The sequence below is a fragment of the Thermomonas carbonis genome (genome assembly GCF_014396975.1).
GTDB classification, from domain to species: Bacteria; Pseudomonadota; Gammaproteobacteria; order Xanthomonadales; family Xanthomonadaceae; genus Thermomonas; species Thermomonas carbonis.
This window is the reverse complement of sequence record NZ_CP060719.1, coordinates 515047-541142: the sequence shown is the minus strand read 5'-3', so window position 1 is coordinate 541142 and position 26096 is coordinate 515047. Positions and strand designations below refer to the sequence as shown.

The 26096-nt window shown below is 66.7% G+C and carries 20 protein-coding genes, 2 pseudogenes and 1 riboswitch; of the genes and pseudogenes, 11 read left to right on the top strand and 11 right to left on the bottom strand.

What is annotated here, in order from left to right; translation table 11 throughout:
* Positions 1-12: 12 nt before the first annotated feature.
* The 6 genes and pseudogenes from H9L16_RS02625 to ilvC all read right to left on the bottom strand — a co-directional run bounded on the left by H9L16_RS02625 (position 13) and on the right by ilvC (position 6597).
* A complete protein-coding gene (locus H9L16_RS02625) occupies positions 13-1602 on the bottom strand; it encodes a 2-isopropylmalate synthase (RefSeq protein ID WP_187553054.1) in 1590 nt (529 codons plus the stop codon).
* A gap of 113 nt (positions 1603-1715) precedes the next feature.
* Positions 1716-2699: pseudogene (locus H9L16_RS02620) on the bottom strand (threonine dehydratase); the annotation flags it as partial.
* A complete protein-coding gene (locus tag H9L16_RS02615; protein WP_187553052.1) occupies positions 2699-3616 on the bottom strand; it encodes an aminotransferase class IV in 918 nt (305 codons plus the stop codon). The gene H9L16_RS02615 and the pseudogene H9L16_RS02620, both read right to left, overlap by 1 nt.
* A complete protein-coding gene (locus tag H9L16_RS02610) occupies positions 3607-3843 on the bottom strand; it encodes an ACT domain-containing protein (protein WP_187553051.1) in 237 nt (78 codons plus the stop codon). The genes H9L16_RS02615 and H9L16_RS02610 overlap by 10 nt, the downstream gene beginning before the upstream one ends.
* The gene (gene ilvG / locus H9L16_RS02605; RefSeq protein ID WP_187553050.1) at positions 3827-5584 is read right to left on the bottom strand and encodes an acetolactate synthase 2 catalytic subunit; all 1758 of its coding nucleotides are present in this window, start codon (positions 5582-5584) and stop codon (positions 3827-3829) included. The genes H9L16_RS02610 and ilvG overlap by 17 nt, the downstream gene beginning before the upstream one ends.
* A complete protein-coding gene (gene ilvC / locus H9L16_RS02600; protein ID WP_187553049.1) occupies positions 5584-6597 on the bottom strand; it encodes a ketol-acid reductoisomerase in 1014 nt (337 codons plus the stop codon). The genes ilvG and ilvC overlap by 1 nt, the downstream gene beginning before the upstream one ends.
* Before the next feature lie 384 nt (positions 6598-6981).
* Here ilvC and ilvD point away from each other — a divergent pair, with 384 nt between their 5' ends.
* The 4 genes from ilvD (at position 6982) to H9L16_RS02580 (ending at position 14734) form a co-directional block, all read left to right on the top strand.
* Complete coding sequence (ilvD, locus tag H9L16_RS02595; protein ID WP_187553048.1) at positions 6982-8838, top strand: dihydroxy-acid dehydratase; 1857 nt, start codon at positions 6982-6984, stop codon at positions 8836-8838.
* Positions 8839-8948: 110 nt separating this feature from the next.
* Positions 8949-10322 (top strand): glycoside hydrolase 5 family protein, encoded by a 1374-nt coding sequence (locus H9L16_RS02590; protein WP_187553047.1) that lies wholly within the window; start codon positions 8949-8951, stop codon positions 10320-10322.
* A gap of 29 nt (positions 10323-10351) precedes the next feature.
* A riboswitch (TPP riboswitch) is annotated at positions 10352-10459 on the top strand.
* Between the two features lie 70 nt (positions 10460-10529).
* Entirely contained in the window at positions 10530-12416 is a 1887-nt protein-coding gene (gene thiC, locus H9L16_RS02585; protein ID WP_187553046.1) for a phosphomethylpyrimidine synthase ThiC, read from the top strand.
* Between the two features lie 95 nt (positions 12417-12511).
* Complete coding sequence (locus H9L16_RS02580) at positions 12512-14734, top strand: winged helix-turn-helix domain-containing protein (protein WP_187553045.1); 2223 nt, start codon at positions 12512-12514, stop codon at positions 14732-14734.
* A gap of 185 nt (positions 14735-14919) precedes the next feature.
* Here the strand turns inward: H9L16_RS02580 and H9L16_RS02575 are convergent, their stop codons facing one another.
* Positions 14920-15234, bottom strand: a complete 315-nt coding sequence (locus tag H9L16_RS02575) for a hypothetical protein (RefSeq protein ID WP_187553044.1) — start codon at positions 15232-15234, stop codon at positions 14920-14922.
* 47 nt (positions 15235-15281) lie between these two features.
* On the opposite strand from H9L16_RS02575, the gene H9L16_RS02570 reads away from it, so the two are divergent.
* The 6 genes from H9L16_RS02570 (at position 15282) to H9L16_RS02545 (ending at position 21825) form a co-directional block, all read left to right on the top strand.
* Positions 15282-15782, top strand: a complete 501-nt coding sequence (locus tag H9L16_RS02570) for a helix-turn-helix transcriptional regulator (protein WP_187553043.1) — start codon at positions 15282-15284, stop codon at positions 15780-15782.
* On the top strand, positions 15779-16078 hold the full coding sequence (locus H9L16_RS02565; protein WP_187553042.1) for a transposase: 300 nt from the start codon (positions 15779-15781) through the stop codon (positions 16076-16078). Before H9L16_RS02570 ends, H9L16_RS02565 begins: the two co-directional genes overlap by 4 nt.
* A 168-nt stretch (positions 16079-16246) precedes the next feature.
* On the top strand, positions 16247-19384 hold the full coding sequence (locus H9L16_RS02560; protein WP_187553041.1) for a TonB-dependent receptor: 3138 nt from the start codon (positions 16247-16249) through the stop codon (positions 19382-19384).
* A 135-nt stretch (positions 19385-19519) separates the two neighbouring features.
* Positions 19520-20101, top strand: coding sequence for a DUF4136 domain-containing protein (locus tag H9L16_RS02555; protein ID WP_187553040.1), 582 nt, complete (start codon positions 19520-19522; stop codon positions 20099-20101).
* Between the two features lie 40 nt (positions 20102-20141).
* Positions 20142-20828 (top strand): two pore domain potassium channel family protein, encoded by a 687-nt coding sequence (locus H9L16_RS02550; RefSeq protein WP_187553039.1) that lies wholly within the window; start codon positions 20142-20144, stop codon positions 20826-20828.
* 61 nt (positions 20829-20889) lie between these two features.
* Positions 20890-21825 carry an aspartyl/asparaginyl beta-hydroxylase domain-containing protein gene (locus H9L16_RS02545; protein ID WP_187553038.1) on the top strand — a complete coding sequence of 312 codons (936 nt, stop codon included), beginning with the start codon at positions 20890-20892 and terminating at the stop codon, positions 21823-21825.
* A 42-nt stretch (positions 21826-21867) separates the two neighbouring features.
* Here the strand turns inward: H9L16_RS02545 and ppa are convergent, their stop codons facing one another.
* From ppa to H9L16_RS02535, 3 genes and pseudogenes are all read right to left on the bottom strand, one after another.
* Positions 21868-22416 (bottom strand): inorganic diphosphatase, encoded by a 549-nt coding sequence (ppa, locus tag H9L16_RS02540; protein WP_187553037.1) that lies wholly within the window; start codon positions 22414-22416, stop codon positions 21868-21870.
* A gap of 156 nt (positions 22417-22572) precedes the next feature.
* A complete protein-coding gene (locus tag H9L16_RS16065) occupies positions 22573-22947 on the bottom strand; it encodes an OmpA family protein (RefSeq protein WP_229796577.1) in 375 nt (124 codons plus the stop codon).
* 84 nt (positions 22948-23031) lie between these two features.
* A pseudogene (locus H9L16_RS02535) lies at positions 23032-25059 on the bottom strand (sodium-translocating pyrophosphatase); the annotation flags it as partial.
* A 190-nt stretch (positions 25060-25249) separates the two neighbouring features.
* On the opposite strand from H9L16_RS02535, the gene H9L16_RS02530 reads away from it, so the two are divergent.
* Positions 25250-25762, top strand: a complete 513-nt coding sequence (locus H9L16_RS02530) for a hypothetical protein (protein ID WP_187553035.1) — start codon at positions 25250-25252, stop codon at positions 25760-25762.
* 43 nt (positions 25763-25805) lie between these two features.
* Here the strand turns inward: H9L16_RS02530 and H9L16_RS02525 are convergent, their stop codons facing one another.
* Complete coding sequence (locus tag H9L16_RS02525) at positions 25806-26030, bottom strand: DUF167 domain-containing protein (protein ID WP_187553034.1); 225 nt, start codon at positions 26028-26030, stop codon at positions 25806-25808.
* Positions 26031-26096 lie beyond the last annotated feature (66 nt).

The following is a 26096-nucleotide window of genomic DNA, read 5'->3' as shown; positions in this document are numbered from 1 at the left end:
GTTCGTTGGAGGTCAGGCGCTGGCGGCGACGCGCAGCGGCTGGCGCTCGCGCAGCAGCCGGTTGGCGACGTCCAGCCAGGCGATCGCGCTGGCTTCCAGCACGTCGCGGCTGGTGCCCTGGCCACTCATGAGCTCGCCATTGACGCGCGCGCTCAGGTTGGCCTCGCCGCGTGCATCGTTGCCGACGCCCATGCTGTGCACCTCGTAGCTTTCCAGCACGAAGTCGACCTTGGTGGCATGCGCCAGCGCGGCGAACAGCGCCGCGACCGGGCCGTCGCCGTCGGCGCTCTGGACCACGTGGCGGCCATCGGGATCGGAGAGGTCGACGCGCGCATGGGTGGTGCCGGCGTTGTCGGACAGGCCCATCCCGGCGATCCGCCAGCCGGGGCCGACGTGCTCGCCTTCGACCAGTCGCTGCAGGTCGGTGTCGGTGATCACGTGCTGGGTGTGGGTCAGTGCCTTGGCCTCGGCGATCACCTGGTCCAGCTGGCCTTCTTCCAGCACGTAACCCAGCGCGCGCAGGCGGTTGGCGACCGCGGCGCGGCCGCTGTGGCGACCCAGCACCAGCTGCGAATCCTCCCAGCCCACGTCCTGCGGCCGCATGATTTCGTAGGTGCCGCGGTTCTTCAGCATGCCGTGCTGGTGGATGCCGGATTCGTGGGCGAAGGCATTCAACCCGACGATCGCCTTGTTGCGCTGGACCTGGATGCCGGTGATCCGCGACAGCAGGCGCGAGGTCGCCAGCAGTTTGGTGGTGTCGAGCCGGGTGTCGGCGCCGTAGTAGCCGGGGCGCACCTTCAGCGCCATCGCCAGTTCTTCCATCGCGGCGTTGCCGGCGCGTTCGCCGATGCCGTTGATCGTGCATTCGACCTGGCGCGCGCCGCCTTCGATCGCGGCCAGCGAATTCGCGACGGCCAGGCCGAGGTCGTTGTGGCAGTGCGCGCTGAACACCACGCCGTCGGCGCCCTTCACGTTAGCGCGCAGGTACTCGAACAGCGCGCGGATCTCGCTGGGCGTGGTGTAGCCGACGGTGTCGGGCACGTTGAGGGTGCGCGCGCCGGCTTCGATGGCGGCATCGAACACGCGGACCAGGAATTCGGGTTCGGTGCGCAGGGCGTCCTCGGCGGAGAACTCGACGTCGTCGACGTGGCTGCGTGCGCGGGTGACGCCCATCACCGCGTGCTCGATGACCTGGTCCTCGCTCATGTTGAGCTTGTGCTGGCGATGCAGCGGGCTGGTCGAGATGAACACGTGGATGCGCGGCGCGGCGGCACCCTGCAGCGCGCTGCCGCAGGCGTCGATGTCGGCGGGGTGGCAGCGCGCGAGCGCGCAGATGGAGGCGTGGCGGATCTCGCGGGCGATGCTCTGCACGGCACCGAAGTCGGCGGGCGAGCTGTTGGGGAAGCCGGCCTCGATCACGTCGACGCCCAGCTCCTCCAGCGCATGCGCGAACAGGACCTTCTGCGCGGCGTTCATGGTGAAGCCCGGCGACTGCTCGCCGTCGCGCAGGGTGGTGTCGAAAATCTTGATGCGTTGCGTGCCGTGGGCGGTTACGTCGCTCGGTGTCTGGTCGGTCACGTCGTGCAATCCTCGGTGGTGCATGCGATGGCGGATGTCGGTGCAGCGATGCGGGTGGCCGCCGCCGGCCTAAGTCGCGCGGCACCCGCGCGCGCTTCGGCGATGTCGAGCACCGGTCCCTGCGTGGCGATCGCCGGCAACGGTTCCTGCACGCGACGGCGCGGCTTGCGCGGCGGACGCGGACGCACGTCCTGCAGCAGCGTGGCCAGCACGCTGGCGTCGAGGTTGCCGCCGGACACCACCGCGCACTTGCGCTTGCCGGCCACGCGCCGGCCCGCGGCCAACGCCAGCGCGCCGGCACCTTCGGCGATCACGTGTTCTTCCAGCGCCAGCCGCACCAGCGTCTCGCGCAGTTCGGCCTCGCGCACGATCACGATGTCGTCGAGCAGGTCATGCAGCAGGGCGCGGGTGAGGTAGCCCGGCTCCTTGACCCGCACGCCATCGGCGAGGGTCGCGGCGGGTTCGCGCAGGGTCACGTCGCCCCGCAGCACGCGCGCCATCGCATCGACGTTTTCGACCTGCGCACCGATGATTTTCACGCCCTGTGTCTTCAGCGCGAGGGCGACGCCGGCGGCCAAGCCGCCACCGCCGATCGGCACCAGCACCACGTCCGGCATCAGCGCGGCCAGTTCCAGCCCGACCGTGCCTTGTCCTGCGATCACGTCGGGATCGTCGAAGGCGGGCAGCAGGCGATAGCCGTGCTGCGCGGCGAGATCGGCAGCGAAGGCTTTCGCTTCGTCGTAGGTGTCGCCATGCAGGCGCACGGTCGCGCCCCAGTGGGCCACGCCGGCCACCTTGGTTTCCGGCGCGGTCTTCGGCATCACCGTGATCGCCGGCATGCCCAGCCGATACGCGGCCCAGGCCAGGCCTTGGGCGTGGTTGCCGGCGGAGGCGGCGATGGTCGGGCGGGTATCGCCGCGTTCGCGCGCGGCCAGCAGCGCGTTCATCGCGCCACGCACCTTGTACGAGCCGGTGCGCTGCAGGTTCTCCAGCTTCAGCCAGCAGCCGAAGCGCTCGGCGTAATGCAGCGGGGTGGGATTGAGGTAACGACGCAGCCGTGCCTGCGCCGCCAGCACGTCGCTGGCGGTCACCTGCACGGCGCGGGCTACCGGATCGTCCATCAGACCGCGGTCAGCCAGTGGCGATACGAAGCGTCTTCGCCACGCACCACGCGCTGGTAGTGCGCGGCGATGGCGCGGGTCACCGGATTGGTGCCGTATTCGCGCTCTTCGACCTGCGAGATCGGCGCGACTTCGGCGGCGGTGCCGCAGGCGAAGACTTCGTCGGCGTCCAGCAATTCCTCCAGCGTCGCCATCCGCGAGGTCGCGCCGGTCAGCGCCAGCAGGCTGTCGCGGGTGATCCCGGGCAATGCATCCGGATGTTCGATGGCGACGATGTTGCCGTCCTTGACCATGAACAGGTTGGCGCCGGTGCACTCGACCACGTTGCCGGCGCGATCGGTGAACATCGCCTCGTCGAAACCGCGCGACTTCGCTTCGCGCTTGGCCAGGATCGAGTTGACGTAGGCACCGCAGAGTTTCAGCGGCGGCAACGAGTCCGCCGGATTGCGCCGCCAGCACGACACACCGAGGCGTGCGCGGGTGCCGTTCAAGTGCACTTGGGTTGCGGTGGTCGCAACCATCATGTGCGGCACATGGCCTTCCACGTCCAACCCGAAACTGCCCTCACCGAACCACGCCAGCGGGCGGATGTAGGCGTCGCGATGGCCGTTGGCGCGCAGCGTTGCCAGCACCGCCTCGGTGACCTGCGCGGGATCGAAGGCCAGTCCCAGCAGGTTGGCGCCCTTGCGCATGCGCTCCAGGTGTTCGGGCAGGCGGAACACCGCCGCGCCACCGTCGGCGGTCGCGTAGGCGCGGATGCCCTCGAACACGCCGCTGCCGTAATGCATCGCGTGCGTGGTGAGGCCGGCCTGCAGCGCGTCGCTCTCGATCAGTTCGCCGTCGAACCAGGTCTTCGGCTTCGGTGCATGCGCGGCATCGAACATCGGCGTGACGTGGGCGGCGGCACTCACGGACATGGCTGCACCTGCACCGACAGGCAGTCATGCAACTTCGCCAGCTGCAGCTGCAGGCCTTCGGGTTCGCGCTGGCCTTCCACGGTCAGGCGCAGCTGCCACTGGTCGTCATCGCCCAGTGTTTCGCCATCCACGCGAACCGGCTGGAAGCCGCGACGCTCGGTCGTGCCCAGCACGCGCACCAGCGCGCCCTCGGCACGGCGCAGGGTCAAGTCAAGCTGGTAGCGCATGGGCAGCGTCCGCGGCGTGGGTGGGCGAGGGCGCAGCGGCATCCATCGGGCTGTCATCCATCATTTCCGCGTTGTTGCGGTTCGGTGGCACCAGCGGCCAGACGTTGGCGGCGGTGTCGATGGCGACATGCAGGAAGGCCGGGCCCTCGGCGGCCAGCAAGGCATGCAGTGCGGCTTCGACATCGGCCGCCTTGTCCACGTGAAAGGCCTGGATACCGAACGCAGTGGCGACCGCCGCGAAGTCCGGGTTGTCGGACAGGTCGATCTCGGAATAGCGCTTCTCGAAGAACAGTTCCTGCCACTGGCGGACCATGCCCAGCGCCTGGTTGTCGAGCAGCACGATCTTCACCGGCAGCCGGTAGCGCTTCAGCGTCGCCAGCTCCTGGATGTTCATCATGATCGAGCCATCGCCGCTGACGCAGATCACCTGCGCGTCGTGGCGGCCCTCGTTACGCATGGATTCCTGCGCGCCCATCGCCGCGGGCAGGCCGAAGCCCATCGCGCCCAGCGCGCCGGAGGTCAGGTGCTTGCGCGGATCGTCCAAGCGCCAGTGCTGGGCCACCCACATCTGGTGCTGGCCGACATCGCAGGACACGATCGCCTCCGGTGCCAGTTCCGACAGCCGCTTCAGCAGCGCAGGTGCGAACACCGTGTCGCCGGGGGCGTCGTAGCGTGCCGCGTGCTGGCGCGCACGTTGCTGGCACTGCGCGCGCCAGGCTTTGCGCGCGGTGCCGTGGCGGCCATGCAAGTGCGCAGCGCAGGGCAGGGTCAGCTTGGTCAGGGTGGTGGCGATGTCGCCGCGCACGCCGGCGTCGGCATGGCGCAGCTTGCCGATCTCGCAGGCGTCGATGTCCATGTGGACGACGTGTGCGTTCGGCGCGAACTCGGCCAGCTTGCCGGTAGCGCGATCGTCGAAACGCGCGCCGACCACCACCAGCAGGTCGGATTCCTGCACCGCCAGGTTGGCGGCGCGGCTGCCGTGCATGCCGATCATGCCGAGGTGGAGCGGATGCGCGGTCGCCAGCGAACCCAGCGCCTTCAGGGTCAGCACGGTCGGGATCTGGGTGGCATCGACGAAGGTGCGGAACGCCTGCACTGCATCGCCCAGGACGATGCCGCCGCCGCCATAGATCACCGGCTTCTGCGCCTGCGAGATCAGCGCGAGTGCTTCATGCAGCGACGCATCCTTCGGCATTTCCACCGGATCGGTGCCCAGCGATGCGTGCGCCGGCAAATGTGCGGCATCGGCGATCTGCACATCCTTCGGCAGGTCGATCAGCACCGGACCGGGACGGCCGGAGCGCGCCAGGCGGAATGCCTCGGCGACCATCATCGGCAGGTCCTCGACGCGCCGCGCGATGAAGCTGTGCTTGACCATCGGCAGGGTCATGCCGAACACGTCCAGTTCCTGGAACGCATCGGTGCCCATCAGGTGGGTCGGCACCTGGCCGGTGATCACCACCATCGGCACCGAATCCAGCATCGCGTCGGCGATACCGGTGACCAGGTTGGACGCACCCGGGCCGGAGGTCGCCACGCACACGCCGACGCGCCCGCTGGCACGCGCATACCCGTTGGCGGCGAACGCCGCACCCTGCTCGTGGCGTACCAGGACGTGCTTCAGTCCGGGCGCGCTGTGCAGCGCGTCGTAGAAGGGCATGATCGTGCCGCCGGGATACCCGAACAGCGTCTCCACGCCTTCCGCGACCAGGGCTTGCGCCAGCCAGCGGGCTCCATTCATTACGCGGCCTCGCTCTGCGGTTGCGCTTCGGTCGCAGGTTTCGCCGGGGTCGGCGCGGTGGCCAGCCACTTCATGTTGGCGCGCAGCTTCTTGCCGACCGCCTCGATCGGATGATCCAGGTCGGCCTGCTTCAGCGCCTTGTAGTTGGCGTTGCCGGCGGCGTACTCGGCGATCCATTGGCGGGCGAAGGTGCCGTCCTGGATTTCGGTCAGCACCTTCTTCATCTGCGCGCGGGTGTTGGCGTCGACGATGTAATCGCCGCGGGTCAGCGCACCGTATTGCGCGGTCTCGCTGATGAATTCGTGCATGCGGGTGATGCCGCCTTCGTAGAACAGGTCGACGATCAGCTTCAGCTCGTGCAGGCATTCGTAGTACGCGACTTCCGGCTGGTAACCGGCTTCCACCAGGGTTTCCCAGCCGGCCTGGACCAGCTTGGTCGCGCCGCCGCACAGCACCGCCTGCTCGCCGAACAGGTCGGTCTCGGTTTCTTCCTTGAAGGTGGTCTTGATTGCGTTCTGGCGCGCGCCACCGATGCCGCCGCAATAGGTCAGCGCCAACTGTTCGGCATTGCCGCTCAGGTCCTGCTGGATCGCATAGACCGACGGCACGCCGCGGCCGATCTCGTATTCGCGGCGGACCAGCGCGCCCGGGCCCTTCGGCGCGACCAGCACCACGTCCAGGTCCTCGCGCGGGGTGATCTGGCCGTAATGCACGTTGAAGCCGTGCGCGAACAGCAGGCAGGCGCCCTTGGCGATGTTCGGCTCGATGACCTCGCCATACAGCTGCGGCTGCACCATGTCCGGGGTCAGCACGGCGACGATCTCCGCGTCCCTGACCGCATCCGCCGGCGTTTTCACGGTGAAGCCGTCGGCCTTCGCCTTGATCTCGGTGGGACCGCCCGGGCGCAGGCCGATGGTGACGTCGAAGCCGGAGTCGCGAAGGTTGAGCGCATGCGCGCGGCCCTGGCTGCCGTAGCCGACGATGGCGATGCGGGGCTTGCTGGTGCTGGTCATTGCGTCTGTCCTGGGTTGGGTTCGGTGGTGGTGCGGTGGTCTTCGTTTTCTTTTTTTCCGCGTCCAGAAACGAAAAACCCCGCACCTCTCGGTGCGGGGTTTGCGATTCTGGCGTTGTGTTTCTGCTTACGCGCCGGATCGTCCCGCACCTGTTGGCGAGGTAATAAGGACGAGTACGAGGACGGTCGCCGCAAGTGCGGTCGGGCTGGTCGTCAGTGGTGTGCGGCGTTGCAACATGGGGCGAGAAGACCATGCGCCACGCGGTGGTGTCAACAGATCGGCTTATGCCGATTTCGCATGAAGGACGGTTGCACCTGAAACCGTGGAAACCCAGCAGAATCAAGGCTTCCAGCGCGCCACGCGAAATCGCGAAGCCTCAAGCCGATGCCCGAGTACCGTTCGAAGACCTCCACTCACGGCCGCAACATGGCCGGTGCCCGCGCGCTGTGGCGCGCCACCGGCATGACCGACGGCGACTTCCACAAGCCGATCATCGCCATCGCGAATTCGTTCACCCAGTTCGTACCGGGTCATGTCCACCTGAAGGATCTCGGGCAACTGGTCGCGCGCGAGATCGAACGCGTCGGCGGCGTCGCCAAGGAGTTCGACACCATCGCCGTCGATGACGGCATCGCGATGGGCCACGACGGCATGCTGTACTCGCTGCCTTCGCGCGAAATCATCGCGGACTCCGTCGAGTACATGGTCAATGCGCACTGCGCAGACGCGCTGGTGTGCATCTCCAACTGCGACAAGATCACGCCCGGCATGCTGATGGCGGCGCTGCGCTTGAACATCCCGACGGTCTTCGTGTCGGGCGGTCCGATGGAAGCGGGCAAGACCAGGCTCGCCGACGGCTCCACGACCGGCCACAAGCTCGACTTGATCGACGCGATGGTGATGGCCGCGGATCCGAATGCATCCGATGAACAAGTCGCCGTGGTCGAGCGCAGTGCGTGCCCGACCTGCGGTTCCTGCAGCGGCATGTTCACCGCCAACTCGATGAACTGTTTGACCGAAGCGTTGGGCCTGTCGTTGCCGGGCAACGGCACGGTGCTGGCGACGCATGCGGACCGCGAGCAGTTGTTCCTGCAGGCCGGGCGCACTGCGGTGGAACTCTGCCATCGCTGGTATGGAGGCGAAGATGCGCGCGCCTTGCCGCGCGGCATCGCCACCTTCGAGGCGTTCGAGAACGCGATGACCCTCGATATCGCGATGGGCGGCTCGACCAACACGATCCTGCACCTGCTCGCCGCTGCCCAGGAAGCCGAGGTCGACTTCGGCATGGCAGATATCGATCGCCTGTCGAAGCGCGTGCCGCAGTTGTGCAAGGTCGCGCCGAATTCGCCGAAGTACCATGTCGAGGACGTGCATCGCGCCGGCGGCATCATGGCGATCCTCGGCGAACTCGTGCGTGGTGGCCTGCTGCACACGGATGTCGCCACCGTGCACGCAGCGAATCTCGGCGATGCAATCGCGAAGTGGGACATCGCCACGGTCGACGACGAGAAGGTCACCACGTTCTTCCGCGCAGGCCCGGCCGGCATCCCGACCCAGGTCGCCTTCAGCCAGGCCACTCGCTGGCCGACGCTCGATATCGATCGCGTGGAAGGCTGCATCCGCAGCGTCGAGCATGCCTATTCGCAGGAAGGCGGACTGGCGGTGCTCGCCGGCAACATCGCGGTGGACGGCTGCGTGGTGAAGACCGCCGGCGTCGACGAATCCGTGCATGTGTTCGAAGGCAGGGCGCGCGTGTACGAAAGCCAGGACGCGGCGGTGGCCGGGATCCTCGGCGACGAAGTGCAGGCCGGCGATGTGGTGGTGATCCGCTACGAAGGCCCGAAGGGCGGGCCGGGCATGCAGGAGATGCTGTATCCGACCAGTTACCTGAAGTCGAAGGGGCTGGGCAAGGCGTGCGCGTTGCTCACCGATGGCCGCTTCTCCGGCGGCACCTCGGGGTTGTCGATCGGGCATGCCTCGCCGGAAGCCGCGGCCGGCGGTGCGATCGGCCTGGTCCGCGATGGCGACCGCATCCGCATCGACATCCCGAACCGCACCATCAACCTGCTCGTCGCCGACGATGAGCTCGCGACCCGTCGCACCGAGCAGGACGCGAAAGGTTGGAAGCCGGCGCAGCCGCGCGCGCGCAAGGTCAGCACCGCGCTCAAGGCCTACGCACTGCTGGCGACCAGCGCCGACAAGGGCGCCGTGCGCGACAAGGCGATGCTCGACGCGCTCTGACCGCCTGCCGCGAGGCATGTCGAAACACGCGCCGGCTATGCCGGAATTGGCGATGGTCGCGGCTGGCGCGCTGGATTATCGTGCGGGCTTGTCATCAGGCAGGCCCGTCCATGCGCCCTTTGCACTTGCTGCTGTCGTTCGCGTTGTTGCTGGTCGGCTGCGCGCCGCCGCCCGCCAAGGTGGAAGCGACCCCCGCAACGCATCCCGACGCAGGCACTTCGCACGCACAACCGAACGCGCAGTCCGGCTTCGTCAAAGTGGAAGGCACCCGTTTCACCATCGACGGCAAACCCTATCGTTTCGCCGGCGCGAACTTCTGGTACGGCGCCTACCTCGGCGCGGCGGACGGCATCGGCGACCGTGAGCGGCTGCGCGCCGAACTCGACCAGCTGAAGGCTGCCGGCATCGACAACCTGCGCGTGCTGGCGATGTCGGAGGCGAGCGCGTTCCAGCGCGCGGTGCGTCCCGCGATCATGACCGCGCCCGGTGAGTACGACGAACGGATGTTGCAGGGGCTGGACACCCTGCTGGTCGAGATGGGCAAGCGCGACATGAAGGCGGTGCTCTACCTCAACAATTTCTGGCAATGGTCAGGTGGCATGTCGCAGTACGTGGCATGGGCCACCGGCGAGCCGTTGTCCGATCCCGACAAGACCGGCGACTGGAACGGCTTCATGCAGCACTCGGCGCGCTTCTACGCGTTGCCGAAAGCGCAGGCGATCTATCGTGACGCGATCCGCACCGTCATCGGCCGCACCAATGGCATCAGCGGCGTCGCGTACGTCGATGATCCGACGGTGATGTCGTGGCAACTGGCCAACGAGCCGCGCCCCGGCAGCCAGGACGGTGGCCGCGCCAACATCGCCGCCTACGATCGTTGGATCGACGAGACCGCTGGCTACATCAAGGAACTCGCGCCCAGGCAACTGGTCAGCACCGGCAGCGAGGGCGCGATGGGTTCGATCGGCGACCTCGACCTGTTCCTGCAGGCGCACAAGAGCGCGAACGTCGATTACCTGACCTTCCATCTGTGGCCATCGAACTGGAGCTGGATGGACCACAAGGATCCGGCGGCGCGGCTGGAGTCCGGCTTGAAAACGTCTCTGGAATACATCGACCGCCACATCGACGCCGCCGGAAAAATGGGCAAGCCGATCGTGCTGTCGGAGTTCGGCCTGAACCGCGATGGCGGGTCGTTCGATCCGGCGTCGGGGGTGATCGCGCGCGACCGCTTCCATCGCGCGATCTACGAACGCCTGCTGCAACGCATGCAGGCCGGCGACGCCATCGCCGGCTCGAACTTCTGGGCCTGGGGCGGGCGTGGCCGCACGACCAACAGTGACTTCATGTGGAAGGCCGGCGATCCGTTCACCGGCGATCCGCCGCAGGAAGCGCAGGGACTTTTCTCGCTGTTCGACAGCGACGCCTCGACGCTGCAGGTCGTGTCCGACCACGCGAAGGCGATCCACGCCCTCGAGCCCTGAGCGCCCCTCGGCCGGCTGTGGTCTAATTCGCGCTGAAGCGGGGGTACCGCGGGCCGTGAACCGGCCTGGCGGTTGAGACAGTCCCTTCGAACCTGATCCGGTTCAGACCGGCGTAGGGAAGCTTCGCAGCACGCCCATGGCATGCATGCGCCTTCGCTTCGTTCACGGCACGCGACTCCTTCGCGGCCGAGCCACTGGACGATGCCGATGAATGCCATTCCCAAGCCCGCCGCCGACCTCCTGCAACAGACCGGGCAGTTGTCCGAATCCGTGACCCGGCCGATCCCGGGCTCGCGCAAGATCTTCGTCGAAGGCTCGCGGCCCGACCTGCAAGTCGCGATGCGCGAGATCGCGCAGACCCAGACGCCGACGCTGTTCGGTGGCGAGACCAATCCGCCGATCACCGTCTACGATCCGTCCGGCCCGTACACCGATCCCGATGCGCGCATCGATCTCTCGGTCGGCCTGCCCGCGCTGCGCGCGAAGTGGATCGAGGAGCGCGGCGACACCGAATTGTTGCCGCAGCTCAGTTCCGCCTTCGGTCGCGGCCGCGAGCACGATCCGAAGCTTGCCGGCGTGCGCTTCCCGTCGCGCACCCTGCCGCGCGTGGCGAAGGCCGGCGCCAACGTCAGCCAGATGCACTACGCGCGCAAGGGCATCATCACCCCGGAGATGGAATACGTCGCCATCCGCGAGAACCAGCGCCTTGATGCGGTGCGCGATGCGTTGCTGCTGAAGCAGCATCCCGGCGAATCGTTCGGCGCCAGCATCCAGAAATTCATCACCCCGGAATTCGTGCGCGACGAGATCGCCCGCGGCCGCGCGATCCTGCCGAACAACATCAACCACCCGGAAAGCGAGCCGATGATCATCGGCCGCAACTTCCTGACCAAGATCAACGCGAACATCGGCAACAGCGCGGTGAGTTCCGGCATCGCGGAAGAAGTGGAAAAGCTGGTGTGGTCGATCCGCTGGGGCGGCGACACCGTCATGGATCTTTCGACCGGCAAGCACATCCACGAAACCCGCGAGTGGATCATCCGCAATTCGCCGGTGCCGATCGGCACCGTGCCGATCTACCAGGCACTGGAAAAGGTCGACGGCCGCGCCGAGGAACTCAACTGGGAGATCTTCCGCGACACCCTGATCGAACAGGCCGAGCAGGGCGTGGACTACTTCACCATCCATGCCGGCGTGCTGCTGCGCCACGTCCCGCTGACCGCCAAGCGCGTTACCGGGATCGTTTCGCGCGGCGGTTCGATCATGGCCAAGTGGTGCCTGGCGCACCACAAGGAGAATTTCCTCTACACCCACTTCGAGGACATCTGCGAAATCATGAAGGCCTACGACGTGGCCTTCTCGCTGGGCGACGGCCTGCGTCCCGGCTGCATCGCCGATGCCAACGACGCCGCGCAGTTCGGCGAGCTGGAAGCGCTCGGCGAACTCACCAAGATCGCCTGGAAGCACGATGTGCAAACCATGATCGAAGGCCCCGGCCACGTGCCGATGCAGATGATCAGGGAGAACATGGACAAGCAGCTGGCCGAGTGCGGCGAAGCGCCGTTCTACACGCTCGGCCCGCTGACCACCGACATCGCGCCGGGCTACGACCACATCACATCCGCGATCGGCGCGGCGATGATCGGCTGGTTCGGCACCGCGATGCTCTGCTACGTGACGCCGAAGGAGCACCTGGGCCTGCCGAATCGCGAGGACGTGCGCGACGGGATCATGGCCTACAAGATCGCCGCGCATGCCGCCGATCTCGCCAAGGGCCATCCGGGTGCGCAGGTGCGCGACAACGCGCTCAGCAAGGCGCGCTTCGAGTTCCGCTGGCAGGACCAGTTCAACCTTGGCCTGGATCCGGAGAAGGCCAAGGAATTCCACGACGAGACCCTGCCCAAGGACGCCCATAAGGTCGCCCACTTCTGCTCGATGTGCGGCCCGCATTTCTGCTCGATGAAGATCACCCAGGACGTGCGCGACTACGCCGCCGAGCACGGCGTCGACGAAGCCGCTGCGCTGGAAGCGGGCATGGCGGAGAAATCCGCCGAGTTCCGCGAGCAGGGGGCGGAGGTGTATCGCGACGCCTGAGTCGCTGGTCACTTTGCCGAATGCATCCGTCCCGGCCTCGTGACCCTGGGCAGGTGTGCTGCAACGGCTGGACTCGCTAGAGTCGAGCTGCTGCCATGAGAAACCACTTCACGCCATCGCCGGAATCGCCCAGCACACGTCTGCGGGTCGGTGCCTGCGTGCTGAACATCGATTGTCGCGAAGTGGTTCGTGGCGATGATGCACCGCAGCGGATTACCCTGAAGGCGCTACAGGTGTTGCAGGTACTGGCCGCGCAGCCGGGCAGGGTGGTGAGCCGCGAGGCGCTGCTCGATGCGGTATGGGCGGGCACGATGCCGACCGACGACGTGGTGACCCAGGCGATCACCACGCTGCGCAAGGCGCTGGGCGACGATCGCGAAGCGCCTGCGTATCTCGAAACCATTCCGAAATCCGGCTATCGCCTGCTGGCCGAGGTCGAGTGGTTGCCGGACCAGGTCGTTGCATCGCCCGCGGCAGGCATGGAGCAGGCCGCATCGCATGCCGATGCACGCAGGCCTCGCGATCGGGGGCGCGTGGTCGGCATCGGGCTGTTCATGCTGATTGTGGCGGCGGTCGCTGGCTGGGTCGTGTCGCGAACGCATTCAGAAGATGCATCCGCGCCGATGACGGCGGCGTTGGCCCGGCCACCGGGCGAACTGCCCTATACCTTGCTGACCTCACGGCCGGGCCCGGAAATCCAGCCGGCGTTGTCGCCCGACGGCGCACTGGTTGCGTACGCGATGCCGCCTGGTGGAGCGGACGATGCCCCGGCCTTGTTCGTGCAGGCCACCCAGGCCACACCGCCCCGGCAACTGACCTCACCGCCGCACGATCATTCCGATCATCTGCCGCGCTGGTCGCCGGATGGCCGGCAGCTGGTATTCGCCCGCATCGACGAGAAAGCCGGCTGCGAATTGCTGCTGGTACCGGCCAGCGGCGGGGCTACCCGCGCGGTCGGTCGCTGCGACCGCGTCAATGGCCGCTACGACTGGTTGCCGGATGGCAGCGGGATCATCGCCGGACTGGAATCCGAGGCCGATGGTGCCGCCGCGCCGCTGGCGATCCTGCGCCTGGACAGCGGCCTGTGGCAGCCGTTGGCGTATGCGCATGGCAGGGGCGATGTCGATTTCGATCCGCGCTTTTCGCCGGACGGGACGCAACTGGTGTTCCGTCGCGGCCTCAGTCATTCCGATTTGTGGGCGATGCCGGCGGCGGGCGGCACGCCGCGCAAGCTCACCCGGCTGCAAAGCAGCCTCAACGGCTGGGCGTGGGCACCGGATGGTCGCTCCCTGCTGCTGGCCCTGCCCGGCAATCCGTCGCAGTTGCATCGGCACGACCTGGGCAGCGGCCAGACTCGCGCGCTCGGCGGCTTCGAGGGCGTCGGCCTGGATATCGCTGCGCGCGGCAAGGTGATGGCCTTCACCCTCGGCGAGGAACGCATCGCGATGTTCCGCTACCCGCTGCCGATGCGGGCCGGGGCCGTGCCGGAACCCCTGTTCGCGTCCACCGGCAACGACCTGCTGCCGTCACCGTCGCCGGATGGACGCTGGCTGGCCTTCCATTCCGACCGTAACCGCGACGCGCGGCTGTGGCTGGGCGAACCCGCCGATCCCGACCAGTTGCGAATGATCGAAGATTTCACTCCCATCTCGCGGCATCCACCGCAGTGGTCCGACGATGGCAGGCGCTTGCTGGTGATTGGCGAAAGCAAGGGCAGTGGCGGCGCCCGCCTGCACGAAATCGATGTCGCCAGCGGCCGCGTCCACGCCTTGCCGCTGGAGGGTCTGCCGTATGCCGCCCAGTACCTGCCCGGGCAACGCATGCTGGTGCTGGTCGATCGTGGCGCGAGCCGGTTGGCGTTGCAGATCCTGGACCTGTCGAAAACGAGCCCTCAGGTGTTGGCGCAACTGGACGATGTCGGCGAGGCGCGTTTCGACGCCGCCACCGGTCAGGTGCATTTCGTTCGCACCACCCGACCTGGGCTTTGGCGGGTGGATCCGGATCTGCGCGCGCTGGTGCAGGTCGATGCCGAATCGCCGGCGAACTACTGGCTGCGGCGTTGGGCACTGCTGGATGGCCGGGCATTTGCCCTGCGCACCGCCGCGCCAGCCTGTCTGTCCCGCTGGCACTGGCTGGGAACGCCGGCAACGGAAGCCGATGCCGGTTGCCTGGACGCGCAAAGGCGCGGTGCGCCGACGCTGGCGCCGACGGTGTCGCGGGACGGTCGCTGGCTGTACGTGAGCATGGTCGTGGGCCAGCAGGACAGCGATATCGGGCTGCTCCGGTTGGAGGAGTTGGTCACGGAGCCTGTCCGCTAACACGTTGAATCAAAAGGATTCGGGAAAATTTCGGGTGAGTTTCGCCGCGATTTCCTGACCTGCGTGCAGGCATCCCTGTTGATGGCGGTCGACATCCCGAAGTGGAGCCGGCCATGCATCCCGTGTCCCTGTTCGTTCCCCGTACTCGCCTGCCCCCGTTGGCCGCTTGCGCTGTCGTCGCGGCTTCACAATCGCCATTCGATCTGGTCCTGGCCACTGGCGATGGCTTGCTCGATGCTGGCCGCCACGCCGCCATCGTCTGGTGCGTGCTGCGTGGTCGCGTGCGGGTGCGCTCGCGCGAGGGCGGCTTCGAGCTGGGGCCGCGCGAGTGGATCGCGCTGGATCGTGACTCGCGGCCCACGGTCTGGTCGGGTGCCGACAGCGTGGTGTTCGCGGTCGGCATCGACCTGGCCATCCAGCAGGCCTTGCAGGCCGCGGCGGATGCCCCGTGCTGTTCCCGGCGCGTGGCTGGATGCCGGCGGGTGCACGTGCGATCGCATTGCGGCTTTGGCGCGTGCACACGGGCTTGGCCGATGGCGAAGGTCGCATGCCAGACGCGTTGCGCGGTTTCCTGGCGATGCTGCAACGTGAACTGCTCGCGGGCACGGAGCGCTGCCCCGGCCATTCGCTGCGCCGCAAGCGCCAGGTGCTGGTGCGCATGCAGCGCGCGCGGCTGTACCTGGAAGGGCATGCCGGTGGCGGCCTGCGGGTGGCCGAACTGGCGCAACGCTGCAATTTCTCGCCCTGGTACTTCACCAAGATCTTCCATGCGCTGTACGGCATCGGGCCGCAGCAGTTCGCCGCGCAGTTGCGACTGGCGCATGCCTGCCGGCTGCTGTCCACGACGCGCCTGCCGGTGACGGAAATTTCCGCGGCGTGCGGCTTCGACAACCCGTGCAGTTTCTCGCGTGCGTTCCGTGCGCGGCATGGCATGACCGCGTCCGAGTATCGGCTGCTGCATCCGCATGGGTTTACCGCAGGCGATGCCGCCGACCCCTGGAACGCGGCCATGCAACACCCATGGCAGCAGGCACGGAGTGGTCGATGAGCCAGCCGCGCTATTCCGCCGCGCGCAAGGTCGATGCGGTGCGTCGTGTCGTCGAGGATGGTCGCAGCGTGGGCGATGTCGCCCGCGAGTTCGGCGTCAGCCAGGGCTCGTTGTTCTTCTGGGTGCGCCGCTACCGGCAATTCGCATGCAGCGTGCGCGAGAGCACTCGTGCGCTGCGCGGACATGGCGCGGGCCTGCGTGTCACCCCGGATCGTGAGCTGTTGCAAGTTGCCGCGCAGTCCACGGCAGATGCGGGTTCGCTGGTCGCCTGTCTGCGCCGCTCCAGTCTCCGTTGACCGCATCGACCGGATTGCGCAGTGCAATCCGCCAAGTCCTGCAAAGCGGAAGGGCATGCGCTGCACCTAGCATCGAATCGTTAACAAATCCGTAAGCCGCATCGAGCGGCATCGCCGCACGCGAACGGGATCGCGCTTCCACAACCACTGCAACGCTGGAGATTCATGGTGACCAAGATCAATCCATCACACCGCCGCCGCAAGGCACTCGTTCTCGCTCTCGCCCTGTGTTTCACCGCGGGTGTGCAGGCGCAGACCAACACCGCCGGCGCGGTGACCGGCCGCGCCATGTCCGGCGACGCCATCACCATCAGCAATCCGGCGACGGGATACAGCCGCACGATTACCGTCGGATCGGATGGCGGTTATCGCTTTTCGCAGTTGCCGACCGGCCAATATCAGCTGAGTCGCAATGGCGGCGCACCTCGCGCTGCGACAGTCAACGTCGGCAATGCAACCACGCTGGACTTCGTGGGTGCCGATGCGACCAACCTGGACACGGTGACGGTCGTGGGGACCGGTGCGATCAATCCGATCGACGTGTCGTCGGTGGAGTCGACCACCATCCTGACCGCCGAGCAGATTGCCCGGATTCCGGTGGGTCGCGATACCACGTCGGTCGCGCTGCTGGCACCGGGTACCGTGCGCGGCGATGCGGCCTTCGGCAACCTGGCCTCGTTCGGTGGTGCCTCGGTCGCGGAGAACCAGTACTACTTCAACGGCTTCAACATCACCAACTCGTTCCAGAACCTGAATTTCGCCCTGATTCCGTTCGAGGCAATCGCCGAGCAGCAGGTCAAGACGGGTGGCTACGGCGCCGAGTTCGGTCGTTCCACCGGCGGCGTGATCAACCAGATTTCCAGGCGCGGCACCAACGAGTTCCGTGCCGGTGCCAGCCTGTATTGGTCGCCCGAGTCCTTGTCCGAGACGACCCCCGACCTGGTGAGCAATGCCGGGACGCTACTCGCCGACAACTCACCCAACACCCTCGGCGAAAACCTGACTGCGGCGGTATGGGCGGGCGGCGCACTGATCAAGGATCGCCTGTTCGCCTATGGACTGGTGGAATACGCGAAGATCGACACCGATACCTTCGCGGGCAATCCTGGCCAGGCCAACAGCACCTCGCTGCGCAATCGCCAACCGAAGTGGTTGCTCAAGGCGGACTGGAACATCAGCGACAACCACCTGCTCGAATTCACCGCCATCTCCGACACGCAGAAGCTGGAGACCGACTTCTTCGACACGGTCACCGATGCCGACGATGTCAGCAATCCGCGCTTCTCGACCTACCGCGGGACCGACTACACGGAATTCGGCGGCGAGACCTACATCGCCAAATACACCGGCTACCTGACCGATACCCTGACATTGTCGGCGCTGGCGGGCACCAGCGAATCGGCACGCTCCAACTACAGCATCACCTCGACCGGCATCCGCAACGAATACAACGGCAACGTCGGACAGCCTGCAAGCGGCTGCCCGATCATCATCGATGGTCGTCCATCGGCGGTGAATGGCCAGGTCACCCCGATCACCGGCTGCACGCTGGCCGCCAACCTTGGTAGGCCGGACGGCAAGGACAGCCGGGAACAATTCCGCATCGACCTGGAATGGCAGCTGGGCGATCACCTGTTGCGCGGCGGCGTCGACATCGACAACTTCGAGTCGGTCGCAGGCGTGTCCAATTCCGGAGGCATGAACTGGCGCTATGGCCGCTATCCGGCGACCGGCAACACCAGCGAGAACCAGGTCGTCCGCAAGCGCGTGTTCCAGTCCGGCTCGACGGTTGGCGTGGATCAACGCGCGTTCTACATCGAGGACAGCTGGAGCGTTTCCGACAACTTCGTCGCCTACCTGGGCCTGCGCTGGGACACCTTCAAGAACAAGAACGGCGATGGCGAAACCTATGTCGAGATCAAGAACCAGTTCGCCCCGCGGCTTGGCTTCAGCTGGGACGTGTTCGGCGACAGCACGTTCAAGGTGTTCGGCAATGCCGGCCGCTACGCCCTGCCGCTGACCGCAACCGTTGCCGTGCGCGGGGCATCGAAATCACTGTTCAGCGAGCAGTTCTATACCTACACCGGCGTGGATCCGGTCACCGGCGCACCGACCGGCCTGACCCTGATCGACAACCCTGCCAATGGGCGTCCGATCCGTTATCTGAACAACGAGTTCGGAGTGAGCAAGAATCCGCTGACGATCGCCTCGCAGAACCTGGAGCCGATGTACCAGGACGAATACATCCTCGGTTTCCAGAAGCAGTTGAACGAGCACTTCTCGCTGGGCGTGCGCGCGATCCACCGCGACCTGAAGCGTGCGATCGACGACACCTGCGATTACCGCCCGCTGATTGCGGCGGCCCTGGCGCAGGGCTTCACCGCCGACGGCGGCATCTTCATCGAGCCGATCGACAAGACCCAGCCCAGCGACATCGCCGTCTACAACCCGGGCTTCGCGTTCTGCCACCTCTACAACCCGGGCAGTGATGGTGTGTTCCAGATGGACGTCAATGGCGATGGACAGCTGGAAGAGATCGTCGTTCCGGCCGACGTGCTGGGTCCGAAGGCCAAGCGCAAGTACAGCGCGCTGGAAATCTTCTGGGAAGGCAATTGGGACCGCTGGTTCGTGCAGGGCTCGTACACGTTCGCCAAGAGCATCGGCAATACCGAGGGTGGCGTGAAGTCGGACATCGGCCAGGCCGACACCGGCACCACGCAGGACTTCGACTACCCGGAGCTGGCGATCGGTTCGTACGGCTACCTGCCGAACGACCGTCGCCACAGCCTGAAGCTGTTCGGCAACTTCGAGATCACCGACGAGTGGTCGGTCGGTGCGAGTTTCCTGGTGCAGTCCGGGCGTCCGATCAATTGCTTCGGCTTCCTGGGTGGCGCGAATACGTCGCACTACGCGAACGGCTACTTCTCCTGCGACTCGTCCACGACCTTCCAGCCGCGCTACCTGAATGGTGGTCCGGACGGCGACATCGGCACGCCCGGGGACAACACCCCGAATCCGGATTGGGATGGCGGCGCTAACAATGGCCGCACCATCGTCAACCGCGGAACGGCGGGGCGTTTGCCCTGGACTCAGAACCTCGACCTGAACCTGGCCTACAAGCCCGCGTGGGCGAAGGGCCTGCAGTTCAAGGTGGATGTGTTCAACGTGCTGCAGGCGGACAAGGCGGTCAACGTCGTCGAGCAGGGCGAAGATCAGGCGGGCAACCCGCAGCCGGACGTGTACAAGATGCCGGTTGGCTGGCAGGCGCCGCGCTCGGTTCGCTTCATGGTCCAGTACGACTTCTGATCCGCCATGACCGTGTGATCTGGAGGCCGTCCGCAAGGGCGGCCTCTTCCTGTTTGCGGACGGCCATTCGCCTTGCGTTGCATGGCTGCGTGCTAGTGTTTCCGCTCGTCCGGATCCGACCCGAGGAGTGCTTCCATGCGAACCCTGCAGCGCACCAGCCGATGGCTTTTCGTCCTCCTCGCCACCGTCGTGCTGGCGGCCTGCGCCACCGGTCCGCAGGTGCGCACCGACCATGATCCCACCGCGAATTTCAGCCAGTACCGCACCTGGTCCTTCTACAGCCCGATCGCGATGGAGGAGTCCGGTTATTCCACCTGGATCTCCGATCGCATCAAGGACAACGTACGCAGGGAAATGGACGCGCGCGGCTACCGTTACGTCGAGTCGTCACCCGACCTGCAAGTGAACTTCCAGGGCGTGGTGCAGGATCGAACCGATGTGTGGACGATGCCGCGCGCGGATACGCAATGGTTCTACAACTACCGCCGCAAGGCCTATGTCGCCGTGCCGGTCTGGTACGACGACACCCAGGTTAGCCGCTATCGCGAGGGCACCCTGACCGTGGACCTGGTCGATGCCCGTCGCAACCGCATGGTCTGGACCGGTGCCGCGATCGGCCGCGTGGTCAACAAAACACCCGAGCAAAAGATGGCCGAGGTAGACCAGGCCATCAACGCGATCTTCCTGCAGTACCCGCATCGCGCAGCCACGCCGTAACCCGTTTGCCACGATCACGCATCCACTGAAAGGACACGGGATGTCGGTCGGGGATGTCGCCCTGCACACGCAGCGCTTGCGGCGCGTGGCCAAACGCCATCCCTCCGCGTTCCTGCTGGCGGCGCAACTGCTCAGCCTGCTGGTGTATCCGCTGATCAATGACAGCGCCGGCGGCCGGGTGCTGTTCGGCGCGGTGGCGCTGGTGGTGGTACCGCTGGCGGTATGGGTGGTCAACCGCAGTTCGTTCGTCAACACCATCGCGTGGCTGCTGGCGATTCCGGCGATGCTGCTGACCGTGTTCGCCGTGGTCTTCGAGAACGATGCGTTGCTGCCGTTTTCCGCCTTGCTGGAAGCGGCGCTGTATTTCTACGCCGCGGCCAGCCTGATCTCGTACATGCTGCACGATCACAAGGTCACCGCCGACGAACTGTTCGCCGCGGCGGCCACCTTCACCTTGCTGGCCTGGGGCTTCGCCTACGCCTATTACGTCTGCCAGGCGTGGTATCCCGGCAGCTTCACCGGCTTCGAACCCGAGCGTCCGCGCACCTGGATGGAGCTGCTGTTCTACAGCTTCACCAACCTGTCGGCGACGGGCCTGGGCGACGTGTTGCCTGTCAGCGCGCCGGCGCGCGCGCTGACCATGCTCGAACAGTTCGCCGGGGTGGGCTACATCGCCACCGTGGTCTCGCGGCTGATCGGCCTGACCATCGTCCGCGAGCGCGGCTGAAGCCTGTGTGCCGGGTGGCTACAATGGCCACCTCGCCGATACCTCGCCCGGATCCGCCGGAATGAAGCTGCCCCTTCCGTTCATCCAGTTGCCGCTGTCGTTCGATGCCGACGTGCTCGCCGCGGAGATCGAAGCACTGGGCGAGAGCGTATGGCGCGACCACCCGCAGAAGTTCCCCGGCAATTCGATGCTGCCGTTGCTGGCGGTGGGTGGCGATCCTGCGAACGAATCGTTCGCAGGCACCATGGCACCGACGCCGGAGCTGCTGCGTTGCCCGTACCTGATGCAGGTGATGGCCAGCTTCGGTGCCACTCTCGGACGCACCCGCTTGATGCGGCTTGCGGGCCAGGCGGAAGTCACACCGCACGTCGACCAGGGTTATTACTGGGCCGAGCGCGTGCGTGTGCACGTGCCGATCGTGACCCAGCCGACGGTACGTTTCGAATGCGGATCGGCGGTCATCAACATGGCGGCTGGGGAGTGCTGGATCTTCGATACCTGGCGTAACCACAACGTGATCAACGACGCCAGCCAGAGCCGCATCCACCTGGTCGCCGATACGGTCGGCGGCGAAGCCTTCTGGAACCTGGTGGCGGCCGGCCGCGGGCACGGTGCCGACCGTGCCGACTGGCGGCCAGTCCGCGTCCCGCCATCCGCGTCCCGGCCTGCCTTGATCCTCGAGCACTACAACATCCCGCAGGCGATGTCGCCGTGGGAAGCCAACTACCACATGCGCCGACTGCTGGACGACGCGGATCCACGCGATCCCAACCTGGCCGCCGCGCATGCGCAGATCGAGCGTTTCTTCCAGGCCTGGCGTGGGCTGTGGGCGCGTTACGCCGATTCGGGAGAAGGCAAGGCCGAATACTGGGCCGCGCTGGAACGATTCATCCAGCAGATCCCGGAACCGGTCGCGATGATCAGATTGGCCAACGGCACGCACTGGATCGATGGCGTCCTCGCGCGGGTCGCCAAGATGGCGATCAGGCGTTCCTGACGCCACACGCCCCGCCGCGGGTGCGGGGCGATGCTGCCGACCTCAGAAGTTCGGCTTCTCCGCGCTCGCTTCGTAGCGCTCGATCGACTCGACCAGCAGCTGGCGGGCCTCGTCGCGACCGCCCCAGCCGTCGAGCTTGACCCACTTGCCGGCTTCCAGGTCCTTGTAGTGCTCGAAGAAGTAGCCAATGCGGTCCAGCCAGTGCTTGGGCACGTCGTCGAGATGCTGGATGTGGTCGTAACCCGGGTAGACCTTGCTGATCGGCACGGCCAGGATCTTTTCGTCGGCACCGGCCTCGTCGACCATGCGCAGCACGCCGACCGGGCGCACCCTGATCACCGAGCCGGGGATCAGCGCCAGCGGCATCAGCACCAGCACGTCGGCCGGGTCGCCGTCGCCGCAGAGGGTGTGCGGGACGTAGCCGTAGTTGCACGGGTAGCGCATCGGTGTGGACAGCACGCGGTCGACGAAGATCGCGCCGCTGGCCTTGTCGACCTCGTACTTGACCGGCTCGGCATCCTTCGGGATTTCGATGATGACGTTGAGTTCGTCCGGCGGATTCTTGCCGGTGGGGACGAGGTCCAGGCCCATGCTGCTGTGCTCCGATGCGGGTGTCCGCGCACTGCTGCGCTGGACGGTGTGGGGGCGCGCATTCTAACCGCTCGCCCTTGAGCCAGCGCTCCAGCAAGGATCCGGACACGAAAACGGCGGCCGGAGCCGCCGTTTTCGATGCCGCACTGGGTTCGCTTACTTCACCGTGACCTCGACCCGGCGCGCGTCTTCCGCGCTGGTGCCTTCGATGGCCAAGACCGGCTTTTCCAGGTCGACGCGGGTGTCGTCGATGCCGGCTGCAGCCAATGCACCGGCGACATTCTGCGCGCGCTGCTTGGCCAGTTCCGCGTTCTGCGCCGGATCGCCACTGGCATCGTGGTAACCGGACACCGTGGCACGCGCGGCGGGATCGTCCTTGAGGTGCTGGACGAGCTGGCCCAGGGTGTCGCCGGCATCGGCCGGCAGGTCTGCGGAGCCGCTTGCGAAATACACAGCGGCGGCGCTGGCATCCGGCAAGGTGGAATCCACGGCAGCGGCATCCACCTCTGCATCGGCGGCTGCGGCATCCATGGCGACCGTGCCATCGGTGGCCGCGGCCTCCATTGCCGGTGGCGTGGCAAGGAGGTTGGTATCGCCCCCGGTGACCGTGGCCGGCAACAGCGGGACGATCATCAGCGCCACGATGTTGATGATCTTGATCAGCGGGTTCACCGCCGGGCCGGCGGTGTCCTTGTACGGGTCGCCGACGGTGTCGCCGGTCACCGCGGCCTTGTGCGCCTCGGAACCCTTGCCGCCGAAGTTGCCGTCCTCGATGTACTTCTTGGCGTTGTCCCATGCACCGCCGCCCGTGGTCATCGAGATCGCCACGAAGATGCCCGTCACGATGGTGCCGATCAGCAGGCCGCCGAGCGCCTGCGCGCCCAGGGTCAGGCCGACCACGACCGGGACCGCGACCGGCAGCAGCGAGGGCACGATCATTTCCTTGATCGCCGACTTGGTCAGCATGTCGACCGCGCGGCTGTAGTCCGGCTTGCCGGTGCCTTCCATGATCCCGGGGATCTCGCGGAACTGGCGGCGCACTTCCTCCACCACCGCGCCCGCGGCACGGCCCACGGCTTCCATCGCCATTGCACCGAACAGGTAGGGGATCAGGCCGCCGATCAGCAGGCCGATGATCACCATGTGGTTGCTCAGGTCGAAGGTGAAGTTCACCCCCGGATGCTGCATCTGCAGGTTGTGGGTGTAGTCGGCGAACAGCACCAGCGCGGCGAGTGCCGCGGAACCGATCGCATAGCCCTTGGTCACTGCCTTGGTGGTGTTGCCCACCGCGTCCAGCGGGTCGGTGATGTTGCGCACTTCCGGCGGCAGTTCCGCCATCTCGGCGATGCCGCCGGCGTTGTCGGTGATCGGGCCGTAGGCGTCCAGCGCCACGATCATCCCGGCCATCGACAGCATCGCGGTGGCGGCGATGGCGATGCCGTACAGGCCGGCGAACTTGTAGGCCAGCAGGATCGACGCGCACACCGCCAGCACCGGCAGGGCGGTCGACTTCATCGACACGCCGAGGCCGGCGATGATGTTGGTGCCGTGGCCGGTGGTGGACGCCTGCGCGACGTGCTGAACCGGCTTGTACTGGGTGCCGGTGTAGTACTCGGTGATCCACACGATCGCGCCGGTCAGCACCAGGCCGATCAGCGCGCACCAGTACAGGTTCAGCGCGCCGTGGCTGGAATCCGCCATCAGCTGGGTGGTGATCGGGTAGAACGCGACCGCCGACAGCACCGCCGAGACGATCACGCCGCGATACAGCGCGCCCATGATGTTGGGCTTGTCGCCGCTGACCTTGACGAAGAACGCACCGATGATCGAGGCGATGATCGACGCGCCGCCCAGCACCAGCGGATACAGCACCGCGTTCTTGCCGGCGGTGGCCACCATCAGGCCGCCCAGCAGCATCGTCGCGATCACGGTGACCGCGTAGGTCTCGAACAGGTCGGCGGCCATGCCGGCGCAGTCGCCGACGTTGTCGCCCACGTTATCGGCGATCACCGCCGGGTTGCGCGGGTCATCCTCGGGGATGCCGGCTTCGACCTTGCCCACCAGGTCGGCGCCGACATCGGCACCCTTGGTGAAGATGCCGCCGCCGAGGCGCGCGAAGATCGAGATCAGCGACGAGCCGAACGCCAGGCCGACCAGCGCGTGCAGCGCCTTGTCCTGCGGGACGCCCATGGCGCCGAGCACGTAGTAGTAGCCGGCCACGCCCAGCAGGCCCAGGCCGACCACCAGCATGCCGGTGATCGCGCCGCCCTTGAAGGCGACATCCATCGCCGGACCGATGCCTCTGCGTGCGGCTTCGGCGGTGCGCACGTTGGCGCGCACCGAGACGTTCATGCCGATGTAGCCGGCCGCGCCGGACAGCACCGCACCGATCAGGAACCCGATCGCGGTATGCCAGCCCAGGAAGAAGCCGATCAGCACCATCAGCACCACGCCGACAATGGAGATCGTGGTGTATTGCCGGTTGAGGTAGGCGCGTGCGCCTTCCTGGATCGCCCCTGCGATCTCCTGCATGCGTTCGTTGCCGGCGGGCTGCCGGTTGATCCAGCTCGTGGCCCAGAGGCCGTAGCCGATTGCGATGACGGCGCACACAAGCGCCAGTACCAGACCGTATTGCTCCAGCATGAAACCCCTCCCGGAGTGTTCGATGGATGACCGTTGGTTGTGCGCATGCCCTCGGGCAGGCGACGCCCCGACTATGGCACAGGGCAGCGCTGGCGGGATGCGCGCGGAAGCATGGATCGGGCCATGAACCCCGGATTCATGCACCGCGTGCAAGCCTGCCCCGACCATCACGTTCCACCGGAGTCGTTCGATGCTGCGATCGCACATGCTTTTGGCCGCTTTGCTGGTCGCGTCTTCCGCCGCCCATGCGGCCGATCCGGCCCCGGAAATCAAGCGGGCCGTCGCCACGCCGCAGGCGGCGGGCGTGGTGCATACGCTGCGCACGATCCCGGAAGCCTGCGCGCGCCTGGAAGGCAAGTTCACCGGCAATGCCGGCAAGCCCTACGAGTTCGCTGCGATGCGCACCAGCGAGCGTTGTGCGCCGCGCGCGAAGCTGGTCGATGCGGCGAACGCCAAGGCCTCGGTCGCCAACGGCTGGTTGTTGAATGACGTGATCCGCGTACCCAGCGCGGCCTGTCCCGCCCGGCAGGCGGTGGTGCGCATCTGGCGCAAGGACACCAAGGTCGCGCCGCCGACGCTGGATGCGCAGGGTCGTTCGCGGATCTACCTCAAGGACAGCATGGACGCCGCCCGTGCCGGCGATCTCAAGCCGATCCCGGTGTTCGCCGCGGCGATGACGATGGAAGGCCTGGCCTGCAAGTGACGTCGGCATCCTGAGCGTCGCCAAGGACGACGTTGGCCAGGCTTCAGTCCGGGATCGCCACCCGCTTCAACTTGCTGCCCGCGCCGGTTCTGATCCCGACCGAGGATTTCGCGCAACCGAACTGTTTCGCCACCAGTCCGATCAATTCGGCATTCGCCTTGCCGTCCACCGGCGGCGACTTCAGTTGCGCCAGCCAGGTGCCATCGTCCTGCTGCGTCAGTGCGGAGACACGGGCATTCGGTTTGGCTTTGACCAGCAGGATGGGCATAGGGCGAGCATCGCATGCGCTGGGCATCGCGGAAAATGGAACGCCCGGCAATGCCGGGCGTTCCGG